Consider the following 25,182-nt stretch of genomic DNA (forward strand, 5'->3'; position numbering starts at 1 on the left):
GCAAAGCTATCTTTAATTTATAATTAATAGTAGATAAAAAAGTGTATTTTCGCACCCTCAAAATTTAAAAGCAAAGAATAGTAATTATGAATGATTATTTGATTTACTTGATTCCCATTGCAGGAGCCATAGGTTTGATAGTGATGGCTATTAAATCCGCTTGGGTTAACAAACAAGATGCAGGAGACGCAAAGATGCAAGAATTGGCTGGTTATATCGCAAAAGGTGCGATGGCATTTCTTAAAGCAGAATGGAAAATCCTTTCTTACTTTGTTGTAATTACCGCAATTTTATTAGGATGGAGTGGTACTTTGGTTGAAACCTCCAGTCCTGTGATAGCAATTTCCTTTGTGATAGGTGCTGTTCTTTCAGCAACAGCTGGATATATTGGAATGAATGTCGCAACAAAGGCTAATGTGCGTACAACACAAGCAGCGAAAACAAGCTTAGCTAAGGCGTTAAAGGTTTCATTTACCGGAGGCACTGTGATGGGATTAGGAGTTGCAGGATTAGCAGTTGTGGGTTTAGGCTCAATTTTCATCGTGCTATATAATATTTTTGTAATCAACACCGGTGGAGATGTGAATGGAAAAGAGATGGAAACTGCACTGGAAGTCTTAGCAGGTTTTTCATTAGGTGCAGAATCTATTGCACTTTTTGCACGTGTAGGTGGTGGAATCTATACGAAAGCTGCAGACGTAGGTGCTGACCTTGTTGGAAAAGTGGAAGCAGGTATTCCTGAAGATGATGTAAGAAACCCCGCAACCATTGCGGATAATGTGGGAGACAATGTAGGAGATGTTGCAGGTATGGGTGCTGACCTTTTTGGATCTTATGTTGCAACTATTTTGGCAACTATGGTTTTAGGTCGTGAAATTGAATCATTTGACAATTTTGGTGGAATAGCTCCAATTCTTCTTCCTATGGTTATTGCCGGTTTAGGTCTTATCTTTTCTATTGTTGGTACTTTGTTTGTTCGAGTATCAAATGAAAATTCAAGTGTGCAAAAAGCATTAAATATTGGTAATTGGTCTGCAATTATTCTGACCGGTATCACAGCCTTTGGAGCCGTTAAGATAATGCTTCCTGAGACAATGGAAATAAGAGGTTATGAATTCTCTTCAATGGATGTCTTTTACTCTATCGTTTTAGGATTGATAGTAGGTGCATTAATGAGTATTGTTACAGAATTTTATACAGCTATTGGTAAACGTCCTGTTAATACTATTATCAAACAATCAGCAACAGGTCATGCTACAAATATTATCGGAGGACTTGCAATCGGTATGGAATCGACAGTGATTCCTATTATTGTTTTAGCTGCCGGTATTTATGGCTCTTATGAGTTTGCAGGGTTATATGGTGTGGCAATTGCTGCTGCCGGTATGATGGCAACAACTGCCATGCAGCTTGCTATTGACGCATTCGGACCTATCGCTGACAATGCTGGTGGAATTGCTGAGATGAATCAACTACCTCCTGAGGTAAGAGAAAGAACAGATAACTTAGATGCTGTCGGAAATACTACTGCTGCAACAGGAAAGGGTTTTGCGATTGCTTCTGCAGCACTCACTTCATTGGCATTGTTTGCCGCCTTCGTTGGTGTTGCGGGTATAGACAGCATTGACATTTTTAAGGCGAAGGTCTTAGCAGGATTATTTGTTGGTGCGATGATTCCTTTCATTTTCTCTTCTTTGGCAATTGCTGCTGTGGGAAGAGCTGCAATGGATATGGTGAATGAAGTACGTAGGCAGTTCAGAGAGATAAAAGGGATTATGGAATATGAAGCTCGTCCTGAATATGAAAAATGTGTAGAGATTTCTACAAAAGCATCAATCAGAGAAATGATTGCTCCCGGTGCTATTGCCTTATTAACGCCTGTGGTTGTTGGATTTATTTTTGGACCAGAAGTTCTTGGAGGGCTATTGGCAGGTGTTACTGTTTCTGGAGTTTTGATGGGAATTTTCCAAAATAATGCAGGTGGTGCTTGGGACAACGCTAAAAAATCATTTGAGAAAGGAGTTGAGATTAATGGAGAAACTTTTTACAAGAAATCTGAACCTCACAAAGCATCTGTAACAGGTGATACAGTTGGAGATCCATTTAAGGATACTTCCGGTCCTTCTATGAATATTTTGATTAAGCTAATGTCAATTGTGGCGTTGATTATTGCACCGCATTTGAACAGTGCCAATTCATCTATGGGTTCTGCATGTTGCAGCAATAAAGCAGAAACAGAACTTTGTATTGATAAAGATGGACATGAACAGGCTTGCCATAATATGGATAAAGAGTGTTGCAAGAAGGGTATGGAGAAAAAGGAATGTTGTAAAAAAGACAAATCTGATAAGACTTGTTGCAAAGATAAAAAAGAGAAGAAAGGCGCATGTTGTAGCCATAAAAAGGAAAATCAAGAGCCACAATCAACCCAGCTTGATAGTTCCGCTCATTTGCATAATCACTAATAATTTTATTTGTATTCTCCCTCTTACAACTGTCCAAAGACAGCCGTAAGTGGGAGTTGAGGGATTCGAACCCCCGACCACTTCCGTTTGTAAACGGGATGCTCTAAACCAACTGTTTAAAAGGATTCGGGGATATTTTGAGTTTTAATCAACTCTTGGATACGGGTTTTAGATTTCCAGCTTTTAATTTCCTTTTCTCTAATCAAAGCATCTTCTTTATTGTAACACTTTTCGCAAAAAACCAGTACCCAATCTTTAGCTCTGGCAGTGTATCCCTTATGTTTTGAGAGGTGTTTGTTTAATCTGACCCTGACATCACCGGCAGTGAACCCACAATAGAACCTGTTTAACACATTAGAGAAAATAATGTAAACTGAGAACATGCTTATAAACAAAAAAGGCTGTCCAAAGACAGCCGTAAGTGGGAGTTGAGGGATTCGAACCCCCGACCCTCTGCTTGTAAGGCAGATGCTCTAAACCAACTGAGCTAAACTCCCAATATTTCATCTCAGCGAACCTCGACCACTCCCGTTTGTAAATGGGATGCTCTAAACCAACTGAGCTAAATCATTGTAATATTGTTTGTTAAAGAACTGAATCTCTTGCTAAGAGGGCTGCAAATATATGGTTAAAATGCAATTCCAAAAATTTTTTTTAAAAATTAAATCAATGTTGATTTGTGTATTAGTTTTTTCGTGTGAACACTACTCTTGTGTTGTTTTGCGTTTCTTTAACTACAACTCTAAACATAGGTGAAAAAAATACTCAAAATTGTCTCCATCACGCTTCTGATTGTAGTTGCAGGACTTACAATTACAATTTATTCATTGTCGGATAAGTTGGAAAAAGTGCTCTTGAAAGAAATCAATGAACAGTTAGCTGTTGAAGGTTCATTCAAAAAGTTAGATGTTACTTTTTGGACTACTTTTCCGAATGTGAGTTTGCGTATGGAGCATTTGACGCTCAAAGAATCCACAACTTTGATTGATAATTATCTATTGGAAGCAGATGCATTCTATTTACAATTTAATTTAGTTGAGGCTATATTTGGTAAATATGAGTTAGAGAAAGTATCTGCTGATAATTTGATTCTTCGCCTTGCGGTAAAAGGAGACAAGGAGAATTTTGTTCTTCTTAAAAGTAACAGTACTGATTCCATTAATGACAAGCGAATCAAGATTGATTTAAAGGCGATTCAATTGCATGATGCACAAATTGAATATCATGATTTGAGTGACACCACAGTTATTGTCTATGATTTTGAACGAATTAAGTCTAAAGGTAAAGTTGAAACGGATAAAGTTGATTTTAAATTAGATGCAAAAGGTGCATGCAAGAAATTTGTGATTAGTGGAGACACTTTACCTGTTGACAAAGTAACTGCTCTCAATGCGCAATTAACTTATGAAATTGAACAAGAAACTCTTTTTATCAAAAAGGGGAGTCTTGATATTGACAAAACACTCTTTGGGGTCGAAGGTTCTTTTGTTTTTGCTGATATTGACTCAATGGATTTGAGAATTAATTCTAAAGCAAGTAAGATTAGTAAAATTGCCGTTTTGATGCCGCAGTCTGTTGGAGATGTTTTTATAAAAATGAAGTCTGAGGGTGATTTTAATGTAAGTGCTCAAATTGCAGGTAAATTTGGAGGAGTCAACATCCCGACAATTGAAGCACAGATAAAGATAAAAGAAGCTAAGCTCTATCCTGTTAATGGGCAGAAACCCATGGAAAACATTAATCTAAACGCTAATCTTACCTTTTCAAAAAGTACGGAATATGTACAAATACCTGTCTTTAGCTTTAAGTTAGGTGAGCATAATTTTGGCGGTAATATTGATTTAAAAGGTTTTAGTGACCCTTATATAGCCGGAAATTTGAAGGGTAAAATAGATTTAGGATATTTAAACGATTTATTTGATTTTGAAGGAGTTCAAATGAGTGGGCAGTTGGATTGTAACATTAATTTAATCGGTAAAATTTCTGAAATAAGTTCAATGAAGCAGTTCCAAGATAAAGGCGTGATTGGGCAGATGCAGTGGAGCAATATTTCCTTTAGTTCACAGCATGAGATGTTTAAAAATTGGGAAATTCAAAATTGTAATGCAGGCTGGAAATTAAAGGGGAATCAACTGAGTGCGAATAATATTACCGGTCAATTAAACAATGCTGATTTTAAGTTAAATATTTCTTTAGATGGATTGTTGCCTTTTATTTTCAATGATAAGAAGATGGAATTGTATGCAGATTTGGTAACTGATAGAATTGAATTGCCTCTAGAGATGTTGGGAGAACATAATAGCGATTTTAATGAAGATGTTGATACAGCTACAGATTTGTTTACAATGTTTCCGCAACATTTAACGCTTGATTTGAATTTTGAGGTGGCTGATTTCAAAGCGAAGAATATTTCTATTACAGACTTTAAAGGCGCATTGTTTGCCAATGAAAACCAAATTAAGTTTTCAAATATATCAGGAGGATTAGTAGAAGGAAGTTTTACAGGCTCTGTACTGATTAAAAAACATGATGAGCAAAGTGTTTTCAGCAATGTGGACATAGAAGGAAAGGCTCTGAATATTCACAAACTTTTTGAAATGTTTGATAATTTTGGTCAAGAGGAAATTACGGCTTCTAATTTTGAAGGTAAATTGGATTTGAATACACAAATGGTTTTGATTATTGGTAGAGACGGCTCATTCTCAAAGGAGAATCTTTATGCATTTTCTGACTTAACAATTAAAGACGGGATTCTTAAAAACTATGAACCTATGAAGTCGCTCTCTGATTATGCCGAGGTGTCCGAATTGGAAAACATTCGATTTGGGGTACTCTCCAACACCATTGAAATCAAGGATGGGGAAATTAATTTTCCTTTTATGGACTTAGGAAATAGTATCTTAAACATCAAAATTATGGGTAAACACAATTTTGATAATTATATGGATTATACATTTAGAGTTCGTCTTTCCGATGCCTTAGCTGCCAAATATCATTGGCGCACAAAAAAGAACAAAGAGGATTTTGAAGATTTGGGAAATAAAGGGGTTGCATTGTACATCAGAATGACCGGTTATCCTGATGACCTGAAGTTTAAGGTTGAGAAAATTGGGGTAAAGCCAATTTTGACTCAAGAATCAGTTAAGTCTGAAGTGAAAAATGCACGCGAAGAATTTAAACAGACACTTAAACAAGAGTTTTCATTAGAAAAGCGCGAAGAGCGAAAAAAACAAGAGGCTGAAAACGAGAAAGTTGACTGGGACGAATAGCAGGGTGTTTTTGCTTTTATTTGCAAACTGAAAATTTATGGTACAACTTTTGGCTTAGTGTGCTAAAAGGTTTCACTTAAATATCCAACTTTATGAACAACACTACAATTTTTGCCCGTAAGGGTGTGATGTTAACAGCAGTTCTTTCATTTTTTTCATCCTTTGAGTCGAAAGCACAAGAACAACTTGGATTAATTAATTCTAATTTCTCCGGTACAAATGCTGTTTATCTTAATCCGGCAAATATTGCCACTCCTTTTAACATAGCATACGTAAACCTTTGGTCAAGGGGTATTGGATTTCAAAATGATTTCTTGAAGTATAATGCACCTTTTAAAATTAATAAATGGGCAAATGACAGAATTCCGGATGAGTACTTAGATCCTTATGGGAATTTTGATTTCAAACAGTCATGGCTAAAGCAAATCAATTTGAACGGCAATGCGAAGAATTTTAATTTCAATCAAGATATAAGAGCATTATCATTAATGCTTCCTGTGGGTGAAAAGACTTTTATTTCTTTGAATTTACGCCAACGTACAGGTATTCAAATTCAAGGATTAGATGAAGACTTGGCAAGGGTTGCGCGATATGGAATTAACAATACTAAGTTTGATTTGTTTGGAAATGCTGCCAATCAGTTGCAATATGGAAAAGAACTAGGAACTAAAAGCGGTTTTAAAGCTCATTTTGAATCATGGCAAGAATACAGCTTTTCATTAGGTGGAGTGATTAAAGAGAGTAAGACACACTTGCTTTCAGGTGGAATAACACTCAAGTATTTGAGAGGCATGGGACTGGGACATTTGAGCAGTAGCAATTTGAGTTTTACTGTTGAAAATGGAGATTCAGTTACATTGAATGCGGGTAGTTTTGACTATGCTCACACGCAAGAAAATGCTATGATGAAACCTCTGATACAACCGGTAGAATGGTTTGACCAAGCCACAACAGGACATGGTGTTGGGCTGGATATTGGGTTTAATTGGATGAAAAAGAGAAGTCGTTCTTCGTTTAGGAAAAGTGGTTTCTGGGACTGGGGATGTAACTATTATCAACAATATGATTGGAAGTTTGGTGCTGCTTTAATGGATTTGGGATTTATTCAGCATAGAAAGGGTGTAAATGCTTATAACGTTGATTTTTCTTCTCCATTTGGGTTAGGGGTAAGAACAAATATGCTCAATGGATTCACCAATGCTTACAGAGATGGTTTTGATGATGTGGATGCAGATTTAATCAACCGACTGCCTGCATCTGATGTTACAAACAAAAACACTTTTACATCTTATTTGCCTGCTGCGTTTACCGCTCAAGGTGATTTTAGATTAGGAAACAGAACCTATTTAGGTATAAACTATCAACAAAGCCTCAAATCCACTACGTCTTTTGGATTGAATGCTGCGAATTTTATTTCTTTTATACCGCGTATTGAAGGGTATTTTGCGGAAGCCGCTCTGCCAATTACAGTATCTAATACATTCAAAAATATTAATGTAGGGTTTTATACTAAATTGTGGATTTTCCATATTGGTTCTGATAATTTAGGAGGATTGTTAAACCTATCTGCGAATAAAGAATTTACAGGAGCTTCTCTTTATGGCGGATTTTCTTTGCCAATCCCTTATTGTACCGGTGGTTCTTGGGTAGAAAATAGAACCAATACTAAGATTTACCATTATCCTGAGGAAGAAAAACCTGAAGACAAACCAAAGGATGAGACTAAGCCCGATTCTGTTATACAACAACAACCGGATACTGTATATATTACTGTGAAAGACACCGTTCAAGTGCCTCAACAAAATCCTGATTGGGAGAAAAAAGAATTAGAATACAAAAACAAACAAAAAGAGTTAGAAAAACGTATTGAAGAATTAGAAAATAAAAAGCCTAATACTACAGCAAATTGTGTGGAATGTGAGAAGAATCTTAGAAATGAAAGAATTAATAATGAGAAGACTCGCAAAGATTTAGTTTATGAAAGAGAAAGAAATATCAACCTTGAGAGAGAAAACAATACCCTCAAAGAGAGGTTACATATTATAGAAACTCAAAAAATCAAGTGCGAAAATGATAGAACTGCTAACCTAAGAGAGATAGATAATCTGAATAAAAAGATCTCCGCCATTGAGTTGGAATTAGCAGATTGCAGAAAACGCACTACTCCTGAAAGACCTGATGAAGAAGTAAAGAGGCTCAACGATAAAATTGTGCAGTTAGAGAATGATAAAAAGAATCTTGAGACACAAAGAGACAAATGCAATAAGACCAATGATGAACTCGCAGTTAAAATCACTCAGTTGCAAAACGATGCGGATAAGTGTAAAAAAGAACTTGAAGAATATAAAGCAAGGGTAGAGAAACTCAATAAAGAGAATGAAAAGCTCAATATTGATATCACTAAAGCACGCGACAGTATAAAGATGTTGCAAGCCAAAATTACGGATGGTGAGTGTAACAAGAAGTTAGATGAATTGAACAACAAAATTATTTCGCTTGAAACCGATAAGAAGAAATGTGACGAAGAAAATGCTAAGAAAGAAGTTGTTATCCTTAACTATAAAAAGGATATAGAAGCTAAAGACAAGCGTATTAAAGAATTGAGCGATTCGCTCAACGCAATTGTCATCAAACTAAAATCTTGTAACGAACAATATGATAATGCGCTACGCGAATACCAATATGCAATGCAGCAGGTGAAAGATTTGCAGAAACAGCTCAAAGATTGCCAAGATAAAGCACAATCCGGGAATAATTCAGGGGGTAACAATGACGCTGAAATCCAAGCATTGCAGAAAAAGTTAGATGATGCCAATGATCAAGTAAAGACACTTGAAGCTAAGGTTGTCGAACAACAAACGCAATTAAGCAATATGCAAAGCAAACAAGATGAATTGAACAAAAAGTTGAAAGATTGCGAAGATTCAAAATCAAATTTAGATCAGACTGCTAAAATAAAAGAATTGGAAACAAAGATTACTGATTTGCAAAACAAATTAGATAAGTATCAGTCTGATTTAACTCAATCCCAAAACAAGGTGAAAGACTTGGAAGCTAAAATTCAGCAATGTGAGAACGAAAAAGGTAAATTAGGAACTGGCGATAATCAAGATGCTGACAAACGTATAGCAGAAATTGAAAAAGAGAAGTCAAGCCTTCAACAACAATTGGATGAAGCTAACAAGCAATTACAAACCAAAGAAAATGAATTTGCAAACTTGAAAAAACAAGTTGAGAGCCAGAAGTTGGAACTTGCAAATTGTAAAAAGAATCAAAGCAATTTTGATAAAGTGCTGCATGATAAAGACTCCATACAACGCGCAAATATTCAATTACAAAATGATTTGAGGAACTGTAGAGAAAATAAAGAAGGTCAAGGGAATGTGATTCCTGGTACCAATACACCATCCGAGACCAAAGGAAATTCATCATCCGTCATCATTCCTTCGGGTTCATCTCAGATTCCGGGTGGTATCAATGGAGGAACTACTAGAACCGGTAGCAGAACGAGTACCAATACGAAGCGCACTACTGAGACCGGAAATTCAAAAACCGAGTCAGGAACTTCTTCCAATAGCAATACGAACAGAGAGGGTTCAACTAATTCCAATCGTGGAGGAAGACGTTAAAAATTTTTAAAAAATATTTCATTGTGTAAATAGTTTGAGTAATTTTGTTGCTCAAACTATTTACTTGTGATAGATATACTGATTTCGTCCAAAACTCGTGTTAAGTTGCTGCTTAAATTCTTTTTGAATGCAAGTACCAAAGCGTATCTGCGAGGTTTGGAAGAAGAGTTTGGCGAGTCCACAAATGGGATTCGTCTTGAGTTGAACCGCTTTGAAGAAGCAGGGATGCTACAGTCATATTCTCATGGGAATAAGAAATTTTTTAAAGTTAATACTAAACACCCTCTTTTTGAAGACATTCATAACATTGTCCTCAAGTTTGTAGGCTTGGATAAAATCGTGGATTCCATCATTAGTCAATTGGGAAGTTTGGAAGAAGTGTATGTGGTCGGAAATTTTGCCAGAGGCTTGGATTGTGATATCATTGACTTAGTATTTGTTGGTCAGGTGAATCAGGCTTATTTGGTTGAACTGATTGCAAAAGCAGAAATGAAAATTAGCCGGAAAATCAGATATATAACGTATGAACAGTCTGAGTTTTCGTTAGATAAAATAAAAGACGGATTAGCAGAACCGCTCCTTTTATGGAGTAAGTAAGTTTTTGCAATTCGTTGATATACTTGGCTTTGCTTGGTTAATATGTAACTGAGGAAGCGGAGCCGTGAAAAATGGGTACAGGCTAATAATAGGACAAACAGGATGAGTGTAACAATCATTGATAAACATAAAATTTGGAATGCACTCTATTTGAAATCAAGACACGAGAAAAAAGTGGCGCAACTGTTTGAAAATCTTGGATTAGAGTATTATTTACCGCTTATCAAAAGATTGAGTATCAGGTCTGACCGAAAGAAATGGATAGAAGAGCCGCTGTTTAGAGGTTATATTTTTGTTCCCGCTAATGTGCAAATTTCAGAAAAGGTCTTGTTTGTTCCGGGTGTGGTTGCCTATGTAAATTACAATGGAAGTCATGCTGTTGTTAAGCAAAGTGAATTGCAGATCCTTCAAACCCTCATTGATAAAGGCTATCACATCGATGCAGATGCGGGTAAGGAATTAGAAATTGGTGACAAAATCACAATTGCGAGCGGTCCGCTAAAGGGAATGGAAGGCTATATTTTGGAAGCAAGGGGAGATACTTATTTCTTGATTTCTGTTGAGAGTATTGGGCAAATGCTCAAGGTTAAAATCTCAAAGGAAGTCTTGGTAAAGAATTAATCATCGGGCGTTCACCACAAATAGATTGTAAGTTGATGCTTAAATACAGTTATCTGTTTCTGTTCTATCCGATTCTTGTGTTATGGGTTGTGTTGACAACCTACACTTCTGCTCCGGTTTTGCCTGAAAGACTGATTTTTCTTCACGCTTTGCTGTATTTGCTTGCTTATTTTCTGCCTTCAAATACTTTGCGTTCGGTTTATGTTTTTGCTGTCTATATCCTGACATTGGTGCTGATTTTTTTTGAAGCAGCCTTTGCTTGTATATATCATGATCAAATTACGTATTCAATCGTATATATTTTGTTGGAAACCAATGTGGCGGAAGCCGGTCAATACCTTAATGTGTATCTCAACAGTAAGATTATCACGCTGATTTTGGTGTTTTTGATTCCTTCAGTTTTTATTTTAATAGCAGTCAATAAAGCCATACATCGTTACACCCCTTCAGATTATTTTGGATTTGTCAAAACCGGATTGCATAAAGGCGGTAAATGGATCAAACACTTGTCTGTACTTGCTATTATTTTAATTAGCAGTTCGATTTATATTTCAGCGGGTCACTTTAAGCATCATGTTTTCAATAAAATGATAAAGGGTTACACGCTTTATCACCAAGAGGTGGAGCGATACAAGAACTTCCTTCATCATTCTGATAACAGTACTTTTCTTCAACATGTGGTAAATCAAGATGATGACCAAAAACAAACCTTGGTTGTTATTATTGGTGAAGCAACTGCAAGGAATCACATGGGAGTGTATGGATATTATAGAAATACTACACCTCGCCTTAAACAAATGTCAGACGCGCTTTTGTTTTTTGAAGATGTGATTAGCCCTCATGCAAATACAATTGCATCGTTAGAAAAAGTGTTGACCTTTGGTTCAACTGCACATCCTGAAGATGTTGAAAAAGGGAGTATAGTACAATTAGCACAAAAAGCAGGATATAAAACCTATTGGATTTCTAATCAAATCCCACTTGGGTTATACGAAACATTAGTAACAATGATTGGAAAAACCACCGACCGAAGTTTTTTTACAAATCTTGGTAGTGCAGAGGTGCAAAGTTCTTATGATGAAAATTTATTCCCATTTATTCAATTGGCATTAGATGAGCAGGTGAATAAAAAAATAATCTTCGTTCATATTTTAGGAACCCATTCAGTGTATGATTGGCGTTATCCTGAAGCATATAATGTGTTTACAGACGCTCCCAGAACTCCCTATCCTTCTGAGAGAGCTACCCAAGCAATCAACACCTACGACAATGCTGTTTTATACAATGATTATATAGTAAGCAGTATTATTAAAATGCTCGAGAATAATACACAAAAAAATGCAACAGGTCAATTGGTGTATTTTTCAGATCATGGTGAAGAAGTCTATGAAACGATCAATTTTGAGGGACATGCAGAACCGATTGCAACATATCCTATGTATGAAATTCCTTTTATTTATTGGACGAATCAAAGCGATAAGAAAGAGGCATATTCATCATTTACAAAAAGAAAATATATGACTGATGATCTGATTTACTCCATAGCAGATTTGATGAATATACAATTTGAAGGCAGAGATGACAGCAAGAGTGTTTTTAGCAATTCATTCATCTCAAAACCTCGCATAGTCAAAGGCGATCAGGACTTTGACTTGCAAATTTTAGCAAAGAAATAAAGACTTTATCAATTTATAAAGATGGTACAACAACATAAAATAGCAGTAATTGGTCTGGGATATGTAGGCTTGCCGCTGGCATTAGAATTTTCAAAAAAATATCCTGTATTAGGATTTGACATTAACCAAAAAAGGATAGCTGAGTTAAGCAAGGGCGAAGACCACACAAGGGAAGCTGATTTGGTAGAACTGCATGAGGCGCTTACAAGAGGCAAAGCGATTGGTCAGACACAAGCAGAATCAACCGGATTAAAATTTTCTGCAAATGAAGAAGAACTTAGCAATAGCAATGTATTCATTGTTACTGTCCCTACACCGATTAATGAGTTTAAAGCTCCTGATTTAACACCTTTAATCAAGGCATCTGAGATGATAGGCAGACACTTGAAACAAGGCGATATTGTGATTTATGAATCAACTGTATATCCGGGGTGTACCGAAGAAGTATGTGTGCCTGCATTAGAAAAAACTTCAAATCTAAAGTTCAATCAAGAATTTTATTGTGGTTACTCTCCAGAGAGGATTAATCCCGGTGACAAGGTGAATACATTGACAAAAATCAAAAAAGTAACATCAGGTTCAACACCTCAAATTGCAGAGATTGTCAATAACCTATATGCTTCAATCATTACAGCCGGAACACATCTGGCACCAAGCATGAAAGTGGCAGAAGCGTCAAAAGCGATTGAGAATGCGCAGAGAGATATCAACATCAGTTTTATGAATGAGTTAGCGTTAATTTTTGAGCGTATTGGTATTGATACAACAGATGTGATTGAAGCCGCCTCCACCAAATGGAATTTCTTGAAATATAAACCCGGATTAGTAGGAGGTCATTGCATTGGTGTAGATCCATATTATTTAGCACACAAAGCAGAAGCAGTTGGCTATCATCCTCAAGTGATACTGTCAGGAAGGCGAGTGAATGATATGATGGGCGTCTTTGTAGCCAATCGTGTTATTAAATTGATGATTGAGAAAGGTCATAAAGTAAAAGGGGAGAATGTGTTAATCTTAGGCGTTACATTCAAAGAGAATTGCCCTGATACCCGTAATACCAAAGTAACCGATATTTATCATGAACTTTCACAATTTGGGTTGAATGTTGATATATATGATCCTTGGGCAGATGCTGATGAAGTCATGCACGAATATAAGATTCAGTTGTTACCTTCTTTGAATGGCAAGCAGTATAATGCTATCATTCTTGCAGTGTCTCACAATGAATTTTTAGAGATTCAATATGAGAAACTCAAACACCCTGATGCTGTGATTTTTGATACCAAGTCGTTCTTAGACAGGTCGATGGTGGATGAAAGATTATAAAATCCTAAAAGTGTCATACTGAGTGTTTTGCGCAGCAAAACGTATCGAAGCACTACACTTTTTCATTCAAATAAAAACAAGTTAAAAAAGATATAACACTTTGTTTACAACAGAAATAAAACCCAAAACCAAATGGTATGATATAGACTTCAAAGCCATTTGGCAATACCGCGACCTGCTCATGCTCTTTGTTCGCAGGGATTTTGTAGCGGTATATAAGCAAACAGTGCTTGGTCCGATATGGTTCTTTGTGCAGCCGATATTGACCACCATTACCTTTACTTTTATCTTTGGTAATTTTGCCAAGATTTCAACAGACGGAGTGCCTCCTATAATTTTTTATTTGAGTGGACTTACCTTTTGGAATTATTTTGCAAGTTGTCTTACCGGAACAAGCAATACCTTTGTATCAAATGCAAGTATTTTCGGTAAAGTATATTTCCCGCGTCTGATAACACCAATTTCTGTAGTAATATCCAATCTCATCAAATTTGGTATCCAGCTTGTCTTGTTTCTTGTTGTCTTCTTTTATTATTGGTGGCAGGGCAGTATTCAGCCTAATGCAACCATTGCCTTGTTACCCTTATATATACTCATGATGGCAGGCTTGGGACTCGGATTTGGTATTTTTATTTCATCTCTCACAACCAAGTACAGAGACTTCACATTTTTAGTAGGTTTTGGTGTGCAGTTGTTGATGTATGCCTCGCCAATTATCTATCCATTCAGTATTTTGAGTGAAAAAATGCGGTTTATTTTAAACATGGTAAATCCTATGAGTTCTATTATAGAAGCTATCAAGTACGGATTTTTGGGCGAAGGGGTGTTTAGCATCCAGAATTTAGCAATCAGTTTTACCTATATGCTGATTCTGTTGTTTGTTGGTATTGTCGCTTTCCACAAAGTGGAGAAGAGTTTTATGGATACGGTGTAGAGGAGTAATCATGAGTGATATAGTCATCAAAGCAGAAAATATATCCAAACAGTATCGTTTGGGGCAGGTGTCGGCAGGGACAATGGCAAATGATTTTAAAAGATGGGCTTATAAAATCAGAGGTAAAGAAGACCCTTTTTTGAAAGTTGGAGAAACCAATGACCGCTCCACAAAAGGAAGTTCTGATTATGTGTGGGCACTTAGAGATATTAACTTTGAGGTAAAACAGGGGGAGGTATTAGGCATAATCGGAAAGAATGGGGCGGGAAAGAGTACTTTATTAAAACTTCTTTCAAGAGTAACAACTCCAACAACAGGAAGTATAAAGGTTAGAGGTCGCATGGCTTCCTTGCTTGAAGTAGGCACGGGTTTTCACCCTGAATTGACCGGCAGAGAAAATGTGTTTCTGAACGGAGCTATTATGGGAATGAGCAAAGCCGAAATAAAAGCTAAGTTTGATGAGATAGTAGATTTTGCAGGAGTGGAAAGGTATATTGATACACCTGTAAAAAGGTATTCTTCTGGTATGCATGTTCGTTTGGGTTTTGCGGTAGCGGCACATTTGGAACCTGAAATTTTAGTTGTTGACGAAGTGTTAGCAGTAGGAGACGCAGAGTTTCAAAAGAAATGTCTGGGCAAAATGAAATCTGTAAGTGGCGAGGGAAGAACGGTTTTGTTTGTCAGTCATAATATGGGGGCAATTCAAACACTTTGTACCAAAGCAATTTATTTAAAGAATGGTCTGCTACACAGTTCAGGAGCCACAGAAAGAATGATATCAGAATATTTGACCAATGAAGTTACTCTTCGCGGAGAATTGGATTTTAATTTGAAAGAGGCTCTCCCTGTTCAGATGATTCGGGTTAGAATGTTAGATGAAAGCAATTCTCCAAATTCGCAGTTTAAATGCGGTGAAAAATTTAGAGTTGAGGTTCTGATTGAGTCTAGGGAAAATGCAGGAAACGTTGTATTAGGCATTGGAATTGCCGATAGTATGGATTTGAATATATACTCTGATAAGTCAGAATCTTTCAGTATTGGAAATAAGACACAAAGATTGGCATATACAAACAAGGACACTATATTAGCTCCCGGTAAATATGCCTTAACATTGAATCTGTTTTTTAATGGTAAATCTGTTGACTATAAGGAGAAGGTACTAACCTTTGAAGTTTCAGAAATAACAACAAACGGAATCATTTATAACTTGAAAACGGGAGAAGGTGCAGTGGTAACTCATGGGAACTTTAATGTAGTATAAATGGAAATTTACTTAGGAATAAATTTTGACAGCCACGATACAGCTGTTTTTGCTTTAGATAGTGAGAATAAGACCCCTTTTGCTATCTCTATGGAGAGGCTTACCAGGTTTAAGCATGATACCTTGTTTCCCGTACTTTGTTTAGAGAAGTATATCCAATATAGGGAAATAGATGTAAACAAAGTTAAGAAAGTATATTGTGGCAATTCAAAACTTGGACAAAAGTCTCAGCGATACAGACTTAATCATTATGAATTTGAGATGTTTAAACGAGAGTTTTTGGGTGAGCCTTACTTGAAGGGGTATCTGAATAAACTTGGAGAATTTAACAAACAGAGTCGTTTTAGAAGAGAGATGAGTTTGTTCTTTAAGGGGAAGTTGAGACAGTACAACAATTTTGAAAAATCCGGTGAGACCCAGTTTCAATATCATATTCTGAAAGAGTTATTAAATAAAAAATTTCCGCAAGCAGAGATAGAACTGAGTTATTTTGACCATGAAGAATGTCATGCTGTTTCAAGTTATGTTACATCTCCTTTTGAAGATAATGTGTTGCTTATAACCATGGATGGGCATGGAGACCACAATCATTTTTCAAAAGCGTTTTTATTAAAAGACGGAAAATATACATTATTATCACAATCAACATCACCAGACCGTTTCCTTTACTATACAGGGAAATACTCTACATTTTGGGAGGAGTGCTCTATTGGGGGAATGTACACGTATTTTACAAAGATGTTAGGCTTTACTCCTCACGCAGATGAAGGGAAGGTTGAGGCTTTGGCAGCATACGGAAATCATCAGAACGAAGTGTATAAAAAGATTTGGAAGTGTTTTTCTGTTCAAAAGAATGCCAATGGGTATCCACATATTCTGGTAAATAAGGAAGAAGCAGAAATGTTGTTTTCTTTAGATGAGTTTAAATCCATGCTGATTCAATTTAAAAAAGAGGATTTGTGCGCTGCTATTCAAAAGTTCCTAGAAGAAATAATGTTGCAATATATTTCAGGTTTGATTGAAGTTTCCAAGGCAACAAAGTTATGTTTGAGTGGAGGGGTATTTGCCAATGTCATACTGAATCTGAGGATTTTTAGCGAACTAACCTCTGATATTTATATTATACCCGCCATGGCAGATGACGGAAGTGCAGAGGGGGCTTGTTATATGGCATATCTCGCATCAGGGAAAACCATGACAGATTTGAATTGGATGAAGTCCAACATTATGCCTTATTGGGGAACGTCCTATTCTAAGGAACAAGTTGAAACAACATTAAAGAAGTATGTAAATGAAATAACCTTTGAGGTATATAGTCCGGAATGGCCCGAAAATGCGGCAAGGTTAGTGTCGGAAGGGAAGATTGGTGCATTGTTTCATGGGAGAATGGAATGGGGTCCCAGAGCTTTGGGTAACAGAAGCATTATTGCGGATTGCAGATTTAAAGATGTTACAGAAAAAATTAATAAGTCCATTAAAAACAGACCTTTGTTTCAGCCATTCTGTCCTTCTATTTTAGAAGAAGAAAGAGAGCGTTTGTTTCAAAGTTCTTATTCTAATAAACACATGACTGCTGCCTTTTATTTGAAAGAAGAATTTAGGGATAAAATACCTGCTTCCGCACACATAGACGGAACAGCCAGGGCGCAGTTTGTATCAGAAAAAGAAAACCCAATGTTTTACAGGTATTTGAAAGAGATGAAAAACCTTACAGGCTTTGGAGTCAGTATCAATACTTCTTTCAACAAACACGGACGTACAATTGTGGAAACACCGGAAGATGCTGTCAGGGATTTTTTAGACACAAACTTGGACTTTATGTACGTGGAAGGATTTTTGGTAAAAAGGAAATGAAAGAGCCACAAATAATAAACTTTAGAAAAATAGGAAAACCGACAGAAGGCTACATTTCTGTTGCGGAATTGCAGCAGCAAATACCCTTTGAACTCAAACGTGTTTTTTGGACATACTTCACTCCCGAAGAAGTTGTACGAGGTCGTCATGCTCATTATGAAACGGAAATGGTACTCATAGCAGTAGCCGGCAGAATTGTAGTGAATACCGAAATGCCTGATGGCTCAATGAATGTTTTTGTATTGGACAAACCTGATATGGGAGTATATATGCCAAAGCTCTGTTGGCATACTATGCAGTATTCTCACAATGCGGTGCAGTTGGTACTTGCTTCCAGTTTATACAACGAAGCGGATTATGTAAGAAGTTATAGGGACTTTAAAGAGCTATCCAAATGAAATTTAACAATCGAAATGTGTACATTAGTCCAAAGGCGGTGATTGGGCAGAACGTGAAAATAGGGGATAACACGTCTATATATGATAACGTGATTATCGAAGATAATGTAACAGTTTGCAATGACTGTATCATTGGAGAGCCTTTAGGAAGTTATTATGATAACCTTAATGGTTATAACAATTCTCAAACAACTATAGGAGAGAATTCACTTATAAGAAGTCATACTATTATCTATGCAGGCGTATTCTTAGGAAATTCTTTTTCTTGTGGACATAGGGTAACAATCAGAGAAAACACAGTTTTTGGAAACAATTGTCGTGTTGGCACTTTGTCAGATATTCAAGGATATAGTAAATTTGGAAACTATTGTTGGCTGCATTCAAATGTTCATATTGGTCAAAAATCGACAATTGGTAATTTTGTATTTATTTATCCTTATGTCATTTTTACAAATGACCCGACACCTCCATCTAATATATGTATTGGACCAACTGTTGATGATTACTCACAAATAGCTGTAGGCTCGATTTTACTGCCTGGAGTGAAAGTTGGTAAAAACTGCTTAATCGGTGCGGGAACTGTTGTTGGTAAGGATGTTGATGATTTTCAATTAATGCTTGGTAATCCAGGGAAGGTTATAAAAGATGTGAGAGAGATTAAATCAAGAGAAAAGAATGCTTCTCATTACCCATGGACTTATCATTTTGAAAGAGGAATGCCTTGGGAAGGAGTTGGCTACGATAAATGGATAGACAGTCAATGAAGATTCCCTATTTAAATTTAAAAGATATAAACCTGCGCCATCAGGAGGTGTTGAAAAACACCTTTAATGAGGTATTAGATAGCGGTTGGTATATATTAGGGAAATCAGTAGAGAGTTTTGAGCGGGAATATGCAGACTTTTCAGAAACCAAATACTGTACAGGCGTTGCCAACGGCTTAGATGCTCTGATTCTTTCTCTGAAAGCCTTGGAAGTTGGACAGGGAGATGAAGTTCTTGTACCTTCTAACACGTATATTGCCTCATGGTTGGCTGTTTCTTATGTGGGTGCAATTCCAATTCCTGTTGAACCCCGATTGGATACCTGTAACATCAACCCCGATTTAATAGAAGAAAAAATTACTTCTAAAACTAAAGTTATTATGCCTGTGAACCTGTATGGTCAGGCAGCAGAATTGGAGGCGATATGCGCTGTTGCCCAAAAGTACGGCTTATTTGTTTTGGAAGATAATGCACAAGCGCAAGGAGCAAGCTATAAAGGTAAACTTTGCGGAGCGTGGGGAGATATAAATGCAACAAGTTTCTATCCCGGAAAGAATTTAGGTGCTTTGGGTGATGGAGGAGCCGTTACAACCAATACTGAAGCGTTGGATAGAAAAATCAGGGTATTGCGAAACTACGGTTCACAGAAGAAGTATTACAACGAAATCAAGGGAGTTAATTCCAGACTTGATGAGTTGCAGGCTGCGTTTTTGAGTGAAAAATTAAAGTTTTTGCAACAGGATAATACAGAGCGCAACAAATTGGCGGATATTTATAACCAAGAGTTAGCAACAGTTGGTGATTTGGTTTTGCCTCAATTGGCAGAAGGTGCGACCTCTGTATATCATATTTATCAAATAAGAACCAAACAAAGAAACGAGTTACAGAATTACCTGACACAGCAGGGAATAGGAACTGTTATCCACTACCCTGTTCCCCCTCATTTACAACAAGCCTATCAGGAGTTAGGATATAGGAAAGGAGATTTCCCGATAGCTGAGGAAATAGCGGAAACCTGTCTTAGCATTCCTTTATTTCCGGGATTATTGGAAGATGAGCAAGCATATATTGTACAAACAATAAAGAAGTTTTTTCGGTGAACCAATCTTTGCCTTTAGTTTCTTTCATTGCTGCTTGCTATAATCATGAGGGGTATGTCATTGAAACCTTAGAATCCATAATTCAGCAGGAAACCAAGGTTCCTTTTGAGATTATAATAACAGATGATTTTTCCAAGGATAACTCTGTTGATATCATTAATCAGTGGATAAAAGAGAATGAACATAAGGTTAGGATAACCATATTGTTTAATGAACAGAATTTAGGACTCTGCAAAACCCTTAATAAAGCTGTTTCCTTAGCAAGCGGGCAGTGGATAAAACCCATCTCGTGCGATGATATTTTAGAAAAAAACTATCTGAAAACTATCTGGGAATATGTTCAAAATCATGCAACCGTATCCTTGGTATGTACAGATATGTCCCATATTGATTCGGCAGGGAAACATATCAGAAATTCAAACTGGGAATATAACTGCACAGATATAAACCATTCTGTGGTTAATGATTTTAAGCACTTATTGAATGCTCAGTTTTTAAATGCTCCCACACTTTTCTATAAAAAAGAGGTTTGGGAGAAAACAGGAGGGTATGATGAGAGCCTGATATTTGAAGACTGGGATTTTTTATTAAGGGCTAAGAAGTCCTTTGAATTTGGGTTTATTAAGAAATCGTTGGTTCGGTACAGAATGCATGAGAAAAATATGCATCTGAATTTTGAAACGGATACAAGATATGTGCAGGACTCAATATCAGTTCTTAAAAAACATATTGCAGAAGAAGAAAACAAACAAATCATTAGGGAAAAAGTAGCAGAAGAAATCACAAAACTCCTCTTGATAAATGAGGAGGAGGGAATTAAAATATGGGAAGCGGAATATGAGTGGATGAGAATGGGAAAGGGAGGAAATCAGCCTCTTGTTTCGGTTTTAATGTGTGCGTATAATGCAGAAAAGTATATACAGAATGCTCTGAAATCAGTTTTGCTTCAAACATACCCGGCTATAGAAATTGTTGTTGTAAATGATGGTTCAGCAGACAGAACAGAAGCAAAAATACAGGAGTTAATAAAAGAACATTCCAATATTAAACTCATAAACCAAGAAAATAAAGGAATTGCTTCTGCGGCAAACAGGGGGCTGGGAGAATGTGTTGGAAAATATATTGCCAGAATGGATGCTGATGATATTTGTGTTCCAAACAGAATAGAAAAGGAAGTATTGTTTTTGGAAGAGAACTCTTCCTTTGCGGCTGTTTCTTCTTGGTTGACCTGTTTTTATCCCGACAGGTCTTTGCCTAAGACTTTCAAATTCAAGCAAAAGTCCGAAGACCTCAAGGCTATTTTACTGTTTGACAACCCGGTACCTCATGCTCCGGCTCTTCTTAAGGCAGATGTTTTGAAAGCAATAAAGTATGATACGGACTTTCAGGTTGCAGAAGATTATAACATGTGGTTTTCGCTTCTCAAACAGGGATATAGAGTGCATATTTTGCAGGTACCACTTTACTTGTATCGGATACATGGTGCAAACATCACTCAGAAAAAGATTAAACATGCTGAAAGAGTAAGATTAAAAGGTTTGAAAGAAATTGGGATAATTCCTACTCAGGAAGAGATGGTTTTACATGAGAAATTTGCAGTACCCTCAAATGATACGATAGAAAAGAAAGAGCTTTTTTTATTGCATAACTGGTTTTGTAAAATATTATATGGCAATGAAAGCCACTTATTTTTTCCTGAAGCAGAATTAAGAAAGCAACTGGAGCAGAGGTGGATGCACTGGTATTATCAAAACAGAAAATATCATGGAATATCTTCTCTTTTAAGGTTTTTTAATTCACCTTTTCACCGCCAAGGAAGGTATCAATTAGTAAAGGATGCTATTAAAGGAACACTTCTGTATGTCTAATAAACTTCCCATATCTGCGCTTGTTGCCTCTTACAATGAAGGACATTTGTTGGAAGATTGTCTTAAATCCATACAGTTTTGTGATGAGATATATTTTGTCAATTTGGGTTCTAAGGATAATTCTGTTGAGATAGCGAAGAAGTATGCAACAACTGTTGAGGAATTTAAAAAAGTCCCACGTATAGAAGATGTGCACCCGCTTTTTATTCCTAAACTAAAATACGATTGGTTCATACTTATAGACCCTGATGAGCGGATTATGCCTGCATTGGCAGAGGATATTAAAAATACACTTGAAACAGCACCTCCCGAGTTGGCAGTTATCAGAGTGCCTATGTTTAACTATTTTAAAGGGAAAAAGCTTAAAGGAACTGTTTATGGTGGAGTTGTGTATGCCCGTTTGCTGTATAAAAAGCAGGGGGTTACCATAGATGATGAAGTTCATGCGGGGATTAAAGTGAAGGAAGGGTATTTGCGAAAAAAAATCCGTTTTACAGGAGAAAACTACGACAAGCATTTTTGGTGCAACAGTTGGAAGCAGCTATTTGACAAGCACAAACGCTATTTGCAGGGCGAGGGGAAAGCCCAATATAATGCAGGCAAGAGATATTCTCTGAACAAGCAATGGCACGACAGCATTATCCGTTTTTACTATTCCTTTAAAACCAAGGAAGGATATAAAGATGGGCTTACAGGCTTTTTGCTCAGCCTTATGGCTGCCCGATATGAGTTTTTGAGTTGGAGGAGTTTGAGAAGATATGAAAAGGAAATAAACAGCTAACTAATCCCCCATGTGTGGCATTTCCGGCATATATCACTTTAATTCTGAACCTGTCAGTGAAAACAAGCTAAAAGCTTTCACGGATTCTATGCTGCATCGTGGTCCTGACGGTGCGGGGTATGAGTGGTTTGATGACAATACATTAGGCTTGGGGCAACGCAGACTGGCAATCCTTGATTTGTCAGAGTCTGGAAAGCAGCCCATGTCTTACGCTGACGACAGGTATTGGATAACTTATAACGGAGAAATTTTTAATTTCCCTGAAATCCGCAGGGAGTTGGAGCAGAAAGGACACAAGTTCCGTTCTGAAACAGATACCGAAGTAATACTTGCTGCTTATGCTGAATGGGGCAAGAGTTGCCTGCATAAATTCAACGGAATGTGGGCTTTTGCTATATGGGACACGCAGGAAAGAGAGCTTTTTCTGGCACGCGACAGATTTGGGATAAAGCCTCTTTACTACCTGCACCAGCCCGACAAGCAATTTGCTTTTGCTTCTGAAACAAGGGCTTTTAAGTTTTTGGAAGATTTTAAACGGGAATTTGATGAAAGCCTGTTACAACTGAATTTGCAGGATGCCTACGCTTTGGAAGGCTTGGGTTATACGCCCTTTAAAAACATTTTACAACTGTTGCCGGCACACTATCTGGTGGTGAAAAAAGGACAGCCTTTGCAGCAAAAAAGATGGTGGCACATAGATGAGCATTTGCAGGAAGAAATTCCCAAAACGCTTGAAAAGCAGGCAGCCAAATTTTATGAATTATTAAGAGATGCTTGCCGTATTCGCTTGGTAAGCGATGTGCCTGTTGCCACTGCTCTGAGCGGAGGCTTGGATTCAAGTTCGGTGTATAGCCTTGTGTCTGACATATTACAAAAAGAAAGCTTGGGACGTGTAAACAAAGATTCTCAAAGGGCATTTACAGCTATTTTCCCTGGTTTGCCACAAAATGAACACGAATATGCACTGAAAGCAGCCTCCTTTTGCGGAGGAAAGATTGAAACCATTGAAACAGATATTGACTCGCTTCCGTCAAAAATACAACAGGAAACGGAATTGGCGGATTTTATAAGCACTTCCCCTATTACTTCCATATCTGCGGTGTATGCAGGTATGAAAAGAAGCGGTATCACGGTTTCTATGGACGGGCACGGAGTGGACGAAATGCTCTATGGATACAGGGATATGGTATATGCGATTTACAACCATGCTCTGTGGCAGGGAAGCGTTCAGCAAACGCAGGACTACTCCCAAGTGTTGCAAAATATGTATCACCCCGAAATGCAGTTTGCTCAACAGCAAAAGTTTGCCCAAGCCCTGACAGATAAAAAAGCAAGAGAAAGCACGCTAAAATTTAGACTGAAAAACACTTTGGGTATAAAACCCAAAGACGAAGGATTTTTTCCTGCTGACTTGCCAAGCCTTAGTGATAAGCCCTATGATTTTTCCGGAAAATCATTGCCTGAACGAATGCTCTATTATGAGTTTTTTCAGCACACACTGCCTGCCTTGCTTCGCAACTTTGACCGTGCGGGTATGATGAACAGTGTAGAAATCCGTATGCCTTTTATGGACTGGCGGTTGGTAAGCTATGTTTTTTCACTTCCTGTGGGTAGCAAAATAGGACAGGGCTTTACCAAGCTCATTGTACGTGAAGCCATGAAAAACCGAATGGACGAAACCGTTCGCACACGTACTTTCAAAGTGGGAATCGGTAGTCCTGTGGAGCATTGGTTTAATGGTTCATTGAAGGAGTGGGTGTTGGATAGTGTGAAAGAAAAACAACAACGAGAGGAGTTATTCAAAGCATACAAATCAGGAGGGTTGAACACGGCTCAAGTAAGAGATGCTTGGTTGGGAATAAATATGGAAATGATAAATTAATTTCTCTGTCATGGTGAGTAGTCCCGAAGGGCGTATCGAACCATGACACCTTGTTTGAATTATCGCCCTTCGATACGATTTTGCCAAAGCGCAAAATCACTCAGGACGACAAACGCTCCTGTCATGGTGAGTGATTCCGCCCTAAGCGGAACGTATCGAACCATGACGAGGGAACACGCCCTTCATCTTTTGCCGCCCTTCGATACGATTTTGCCAAAGCGCAAAATCACTCAGGACGACAAACGCTCCTGTCATGGTGAGTGTTCCGCCCTTCACCTTTTGTCGCCCTTCGATACGCTCGAACAAGTTCTCGCACTCAGTGTGACAAAAGGAGTTGGAGTTTTAAAAGATATCCGTAACATGTCATGGTGAGTAGTCCCAAAGGGCGTATCGAACCATGACACCTTGTTTGAATTGTCGCCCTTCGATACGATTTTGCCAAAGCGCAAAATCACTCAGGACGACAATTTTATACGCTTGTCATGGTGAGTGTTCCGCCCTAAGCGGAACGTATCGAACCATGATGAGGGAACACGGCTCCTCATCTTTTGTCGCCCTTCGATACGCTCGAACAAGTTTTCGCACTCAGTATGACAAAAGGAGTTGGAGTTTTGAAAGATATCCGTAACATGTCATGGTGAGTGATTCCAAAGGGCGTATCGAACCATGACACCTCATTTGAATTATCGCCCTTCGATACGATTTTGCCAAAGCGCAAAATCACTCAGGACGACAAACGCTCCTGTCATGGTGAGTG

General features: G+C 37.5%; 17 protein-coding genes and 1 tRNA gene. 16 read left to right on the forward strand and 2 right to left on the reverse strand.

Translation table 11 applies throughout. The features are described from left to right. Positions 1–86: 86 nt before the first annotated feature. Positions 87–2,465, forward strand: a complete 2,379-nt coding sequence (locus M0R38_06575) for a sodium-translocating pyrophosphatase (GenBank protein MCK9481407.1) — start codon at positions 87–89, stop codon at positions 2,463–2,465. Positions 2,466–2,581: 116 nt separating this feature from the next. Here the strand turns inward: M0R38_06575 and M0R38_06580 are convergent, their stop codons facing one another. Then, positions 2,582–2,848 (reverse strand): GIY-YIG nuclease family protein, encoded by a 267-nt coding sequence (locus M0R38_06580; GenBank protein MCK9481408.1) that lies wholly within the window; start codon positions 2,846–2,848, stop codon positions 2,582–2,584. A 39-nt stretch (positions 2,849–2,887) separates the two neighbouring features. Then, positions 2,888–2,962 (reverse strand) — tRNA-Val (locus M0R38_06585). Between the two features lie 255 nt (positions 2,963–3,217). Here M0R38_06585 and M0R38_06590 point away from each other — a divergent pair. The 15 genes from M0R38_06590 to asnB all read left to right on the forward strand — a co-directional run bounded on the left by M0R38_06590 (position 3,218) and on the right by asnB (position 24,425). Continuing rightward, a complete protein-coding gene (locus tag M0R38_06590; protein ID MCK9481409.1) occupies positions 3,218–5,734 on the forward strand; it encodes an AsmA-like C-terminal region-containing protein in 2,517 nt (838 codons plus the stop codon). 92 nt (positions 5,735–5,826) lie between these two features. Continuing rightward, positions 5,827–9,363 carry a DUF5723 family protein gene (locus tag M0R38_06595; protein MCK9481410.1) on the forward strand — a complete coding sequence of 1,179 codons (3,537 nt, stop codon included), beginning with the start codon at positions 5,827–5,829 and terminating at the stop codon, positions 9,361–9,363. Positions 9,364–9,429: 66 nt separating this feature from the next. Then, positions 9,430–9,960, forward strand: a complete 531-nt coding sequence (locus M0R38_06600) for an ArsR family transcriptional regulator (GenBank protein ID MCK9481411.1) — start codon at positions 9,430–9,432, stop codon at positions 9,958–9,960. A 102-nt stretch (positions 9,961–10,062) separates the two neighbouring features. Continuing rightward, positions 10,063–10,581 carry a UpxY family transcription antiterminator gene (locus tag M0R38_06605; protein MCK9481412.1) on the forward strand — a complete coding sequence of 173 codons (519 nt, stop codon included), beginning with the start codon at positions 10,063–10,065 and terminating at the stop codon, positions 10,579–10,581. 35 nt (positions 10,582–10,616) lie between these two features. Beyond that, complete coding sequence (locus M0R38_06610) at positions 10,617–12,257, forward strand: sulfatase-like hydrolase/transferase (GenBank protein MCK9481413.1); 1,641 nt, start codon at positions 10,617–10,619, stop codon at positions 12,255–12,257. 21 nt (positions 12,258–12,278) lie between these two features. Next, positions 12,279–13,583 (forward strand): nucleotide sugar dehydrogenase, encoded by a 1,305-nt coding sequence (locus M0R38_06615; protein ID MCK9481414.1) that lies wholly within the window; start codon positions 12,279–12,281, stop codon positions 13,581–13,583. Between the two features lie 100 nt (positions 13,584–13,683). Then, positions 13,684–14,517, forward strand: a complete 834-nt coding sequence (locus tag M0R38_06620) for an ABC transporter permease (GenBank protein MCK9481415.1) — start codon at positions 13,684–13,686, stop codon at positions 14,515–14,517. 10 nt (positions 14,518–14,527) lie between these two features. Beyond that, on the forward strand, positions 14,528–15,778 hold the full coding sequence (locus M0R38_06625; protein ID MCK9481416.1) for an ABC transporter ATP-binding protein: 1,251 nt from the start codon (positions 14,528–14,530) through the stop codon (positions 15,776–15,778). Continuing rightward, entirely contained in the window at positions 15,779–17,632 is a 1,854-nt protein-coding gene (locus M0R38_06630; protein MCK9481417.1) for a hypothetical protein, read from the forward strand. Then, entirely contained in the window at positions 17,629–18,030 is a 402-nt protein-coding gene (locus tag M0R38_06635; protein MCK9481418.1) for an FdtA/QdtA family cupin domain-containing protein, read from the forward strand. Before M0R38_06630 ends, M0R38_06635 begins: the two co-directional genes overlap by 4 nt. Further along, the gene (locus M0R38_06640) at positions 18,027–18,794 is read left to right on the forward strand and encodes an N-acetyltransferase (protein ID MCK9481419.1); all 768 of its coding nucleotides are present in this window, start codon (positions 18,027–18,029) and stop codon (positions 18,792–18,794) included. The genes M0R38_06635 and M0R38_06640 overlap by 4 nt, the downstream gene beginning before the upstream one ends. After that, a complete protein-coding gene (locus M0R38_06645) occupies positions 18,776–19,894 on the forward strand; it encodes a DegT/DnrJ/EryC1/StrS family aminotransferase (protein ID MCK9481420.1) in 1,119 nt (372 codons plus the stop codon). Before M0R38_06640 ends, M0R38_06645 begins: the two co-directional genes overlap by 19 nt. Then, entirely contained in the window at positions 19,891–21,762 is a 1,872-nt protein-coding gene (locus tag M0R38_06650) for a glycosyltransferase (GenBank protein MCK9481421.1), read from the forward strand. Before M0R38_06645 ends, M0R38_06650 begins: the two co-directional genes overlap by 4 nt. Next, the gene (locus M0R38_06655) at positions 21,755–22,543 is read left to right on the forward strand and encodes a glycosyltransferase (GenBank protein ID MCK9481422.1); all 789 of its coding nucleotides are present in this window, start codon (positions 21,755–21,757) and stop codon (positions 22,541–22,543) included. Before M0R38_06650 ends, M0R38_06655 begins: the two co-directional genes overlap by 8 nt. A gap of 10 nt (positions 22,544–22,553) precedes the next feature. Then, positions 22,554–24,425 (forward strand): asparagine synthase (glutamine-hydrolyzing), encoded by a 1,872-nt coding sequence (gene asnB / locus M0R38_06660; GenBank protein MCK9481423.1) that lies wholly within the window; start codon positions 22,554–22,556, stop codon positions 24,423–24,425. Positions 24,426–25,182: the final 757 nt, after the last annotated feature.

The sequence above is a fragment of the Bacteroidia bacterium genome (assembly GCA_023228875.1).
Lineage (GTDB): Bacteria > Bacteroidota > Bacteroidia > NS11-12g > UBA955 > JALOAG01.

What these genes read in the sequence shown, in the direction of transcription:
- M0R38_06575 (MCK9481407.1), top strand. Translation starts at nt 87, where the DNA reads ATGAATGATTATTTGATTTACTTGATTCCCATTGCAGGAGCCATAGGT.
- M0R38_06580 (MCK9481408.1), bottom strand. Translation starts at nt 2,848, where the DNA reads ATGTTCTCAGTTTACATTATTTTCTCTAATGTGTTAAACAGGTTCTAT.
- M0R38_06595 (MCK9481410.1), top strand. Translation starts at nt 5,827, where the DNA reads ATGAACAACACTACAATTTTTGCCCGTAAGGGTGTGATGTTAACAGCA.
- M0R38_06605 (MCK9481412.1), top strand. Translation starts at nt 10,063, where the DNA reads ATGAGTGTAACAATCATTGATAAACATAAAATTTGGAATGCACTCTAT.
- M0R38_06610 (MCK9481413.1), top strand. Translation starts at nt 10,617, where the DNA reads ATGCTTAAATACAGTTATCTGTTTCTGTTCTATCCGATTCTTGTGTTA.
- M0R38_06615 (MCK9481414.1), top strand. Translation starts at nt 12,279, where the DNA reads ATGGTACAACAACATAAAATAGCAGTAATTGGTCTGGGATATGTAGGC.
- M0R38_06625 (MCK9481416.1), top strand. Translation starts at nt 14,528, where the DNA reads ATGAGTGATATAGTCATCAAAGCAGAAAATATATCCAAACAGTATCGT.
- M0R38_06630 (MCK9481417.1), top strand. Translation starts at nt 15,779, where the DNA reads ATGGAAATTTACTTAGGAATAAATTTTGACAGCCACGATACAGCTGTT.
- M0R38_06635 (MCK9481418.1), top strand. Translation starts at nt 17,629, where the DNA reads ATGAAAGAGCCACAAATAATAAACTTTAGAAAAATAGGAAAACCGACA.
- M0R38_06640 (MCK9481419.1), top strand. Translation starts at nt 18,027, where the DNA reads ATGAAATTTAACAATCGAAATGTGTACATTAGTCCAAAGGCGGTGATT.
- M0R38_06645 (MCK9481420.1), top strand. Translation starts at nt 18,776, where the DNA reads ATGGATAGACAGTCAATGAAGATTCCCTATTTAAATTTAAAAGATATA.
- M0R38_06655 (MCK9481422.1), top strand. Translation starts at nt 21,755, where the DNA reads ATGTCTAATAAACTTCCCATATCTGCGCTTGTTGCCTCTTACAATGAA.
- asnB (MCK9481423.1), top strand. Translation starts at nt 22,554, where the DNA reads ATGTGTGGCATTTCCGGCATATATCACTTTAATTCTGAACCTGTCAGT.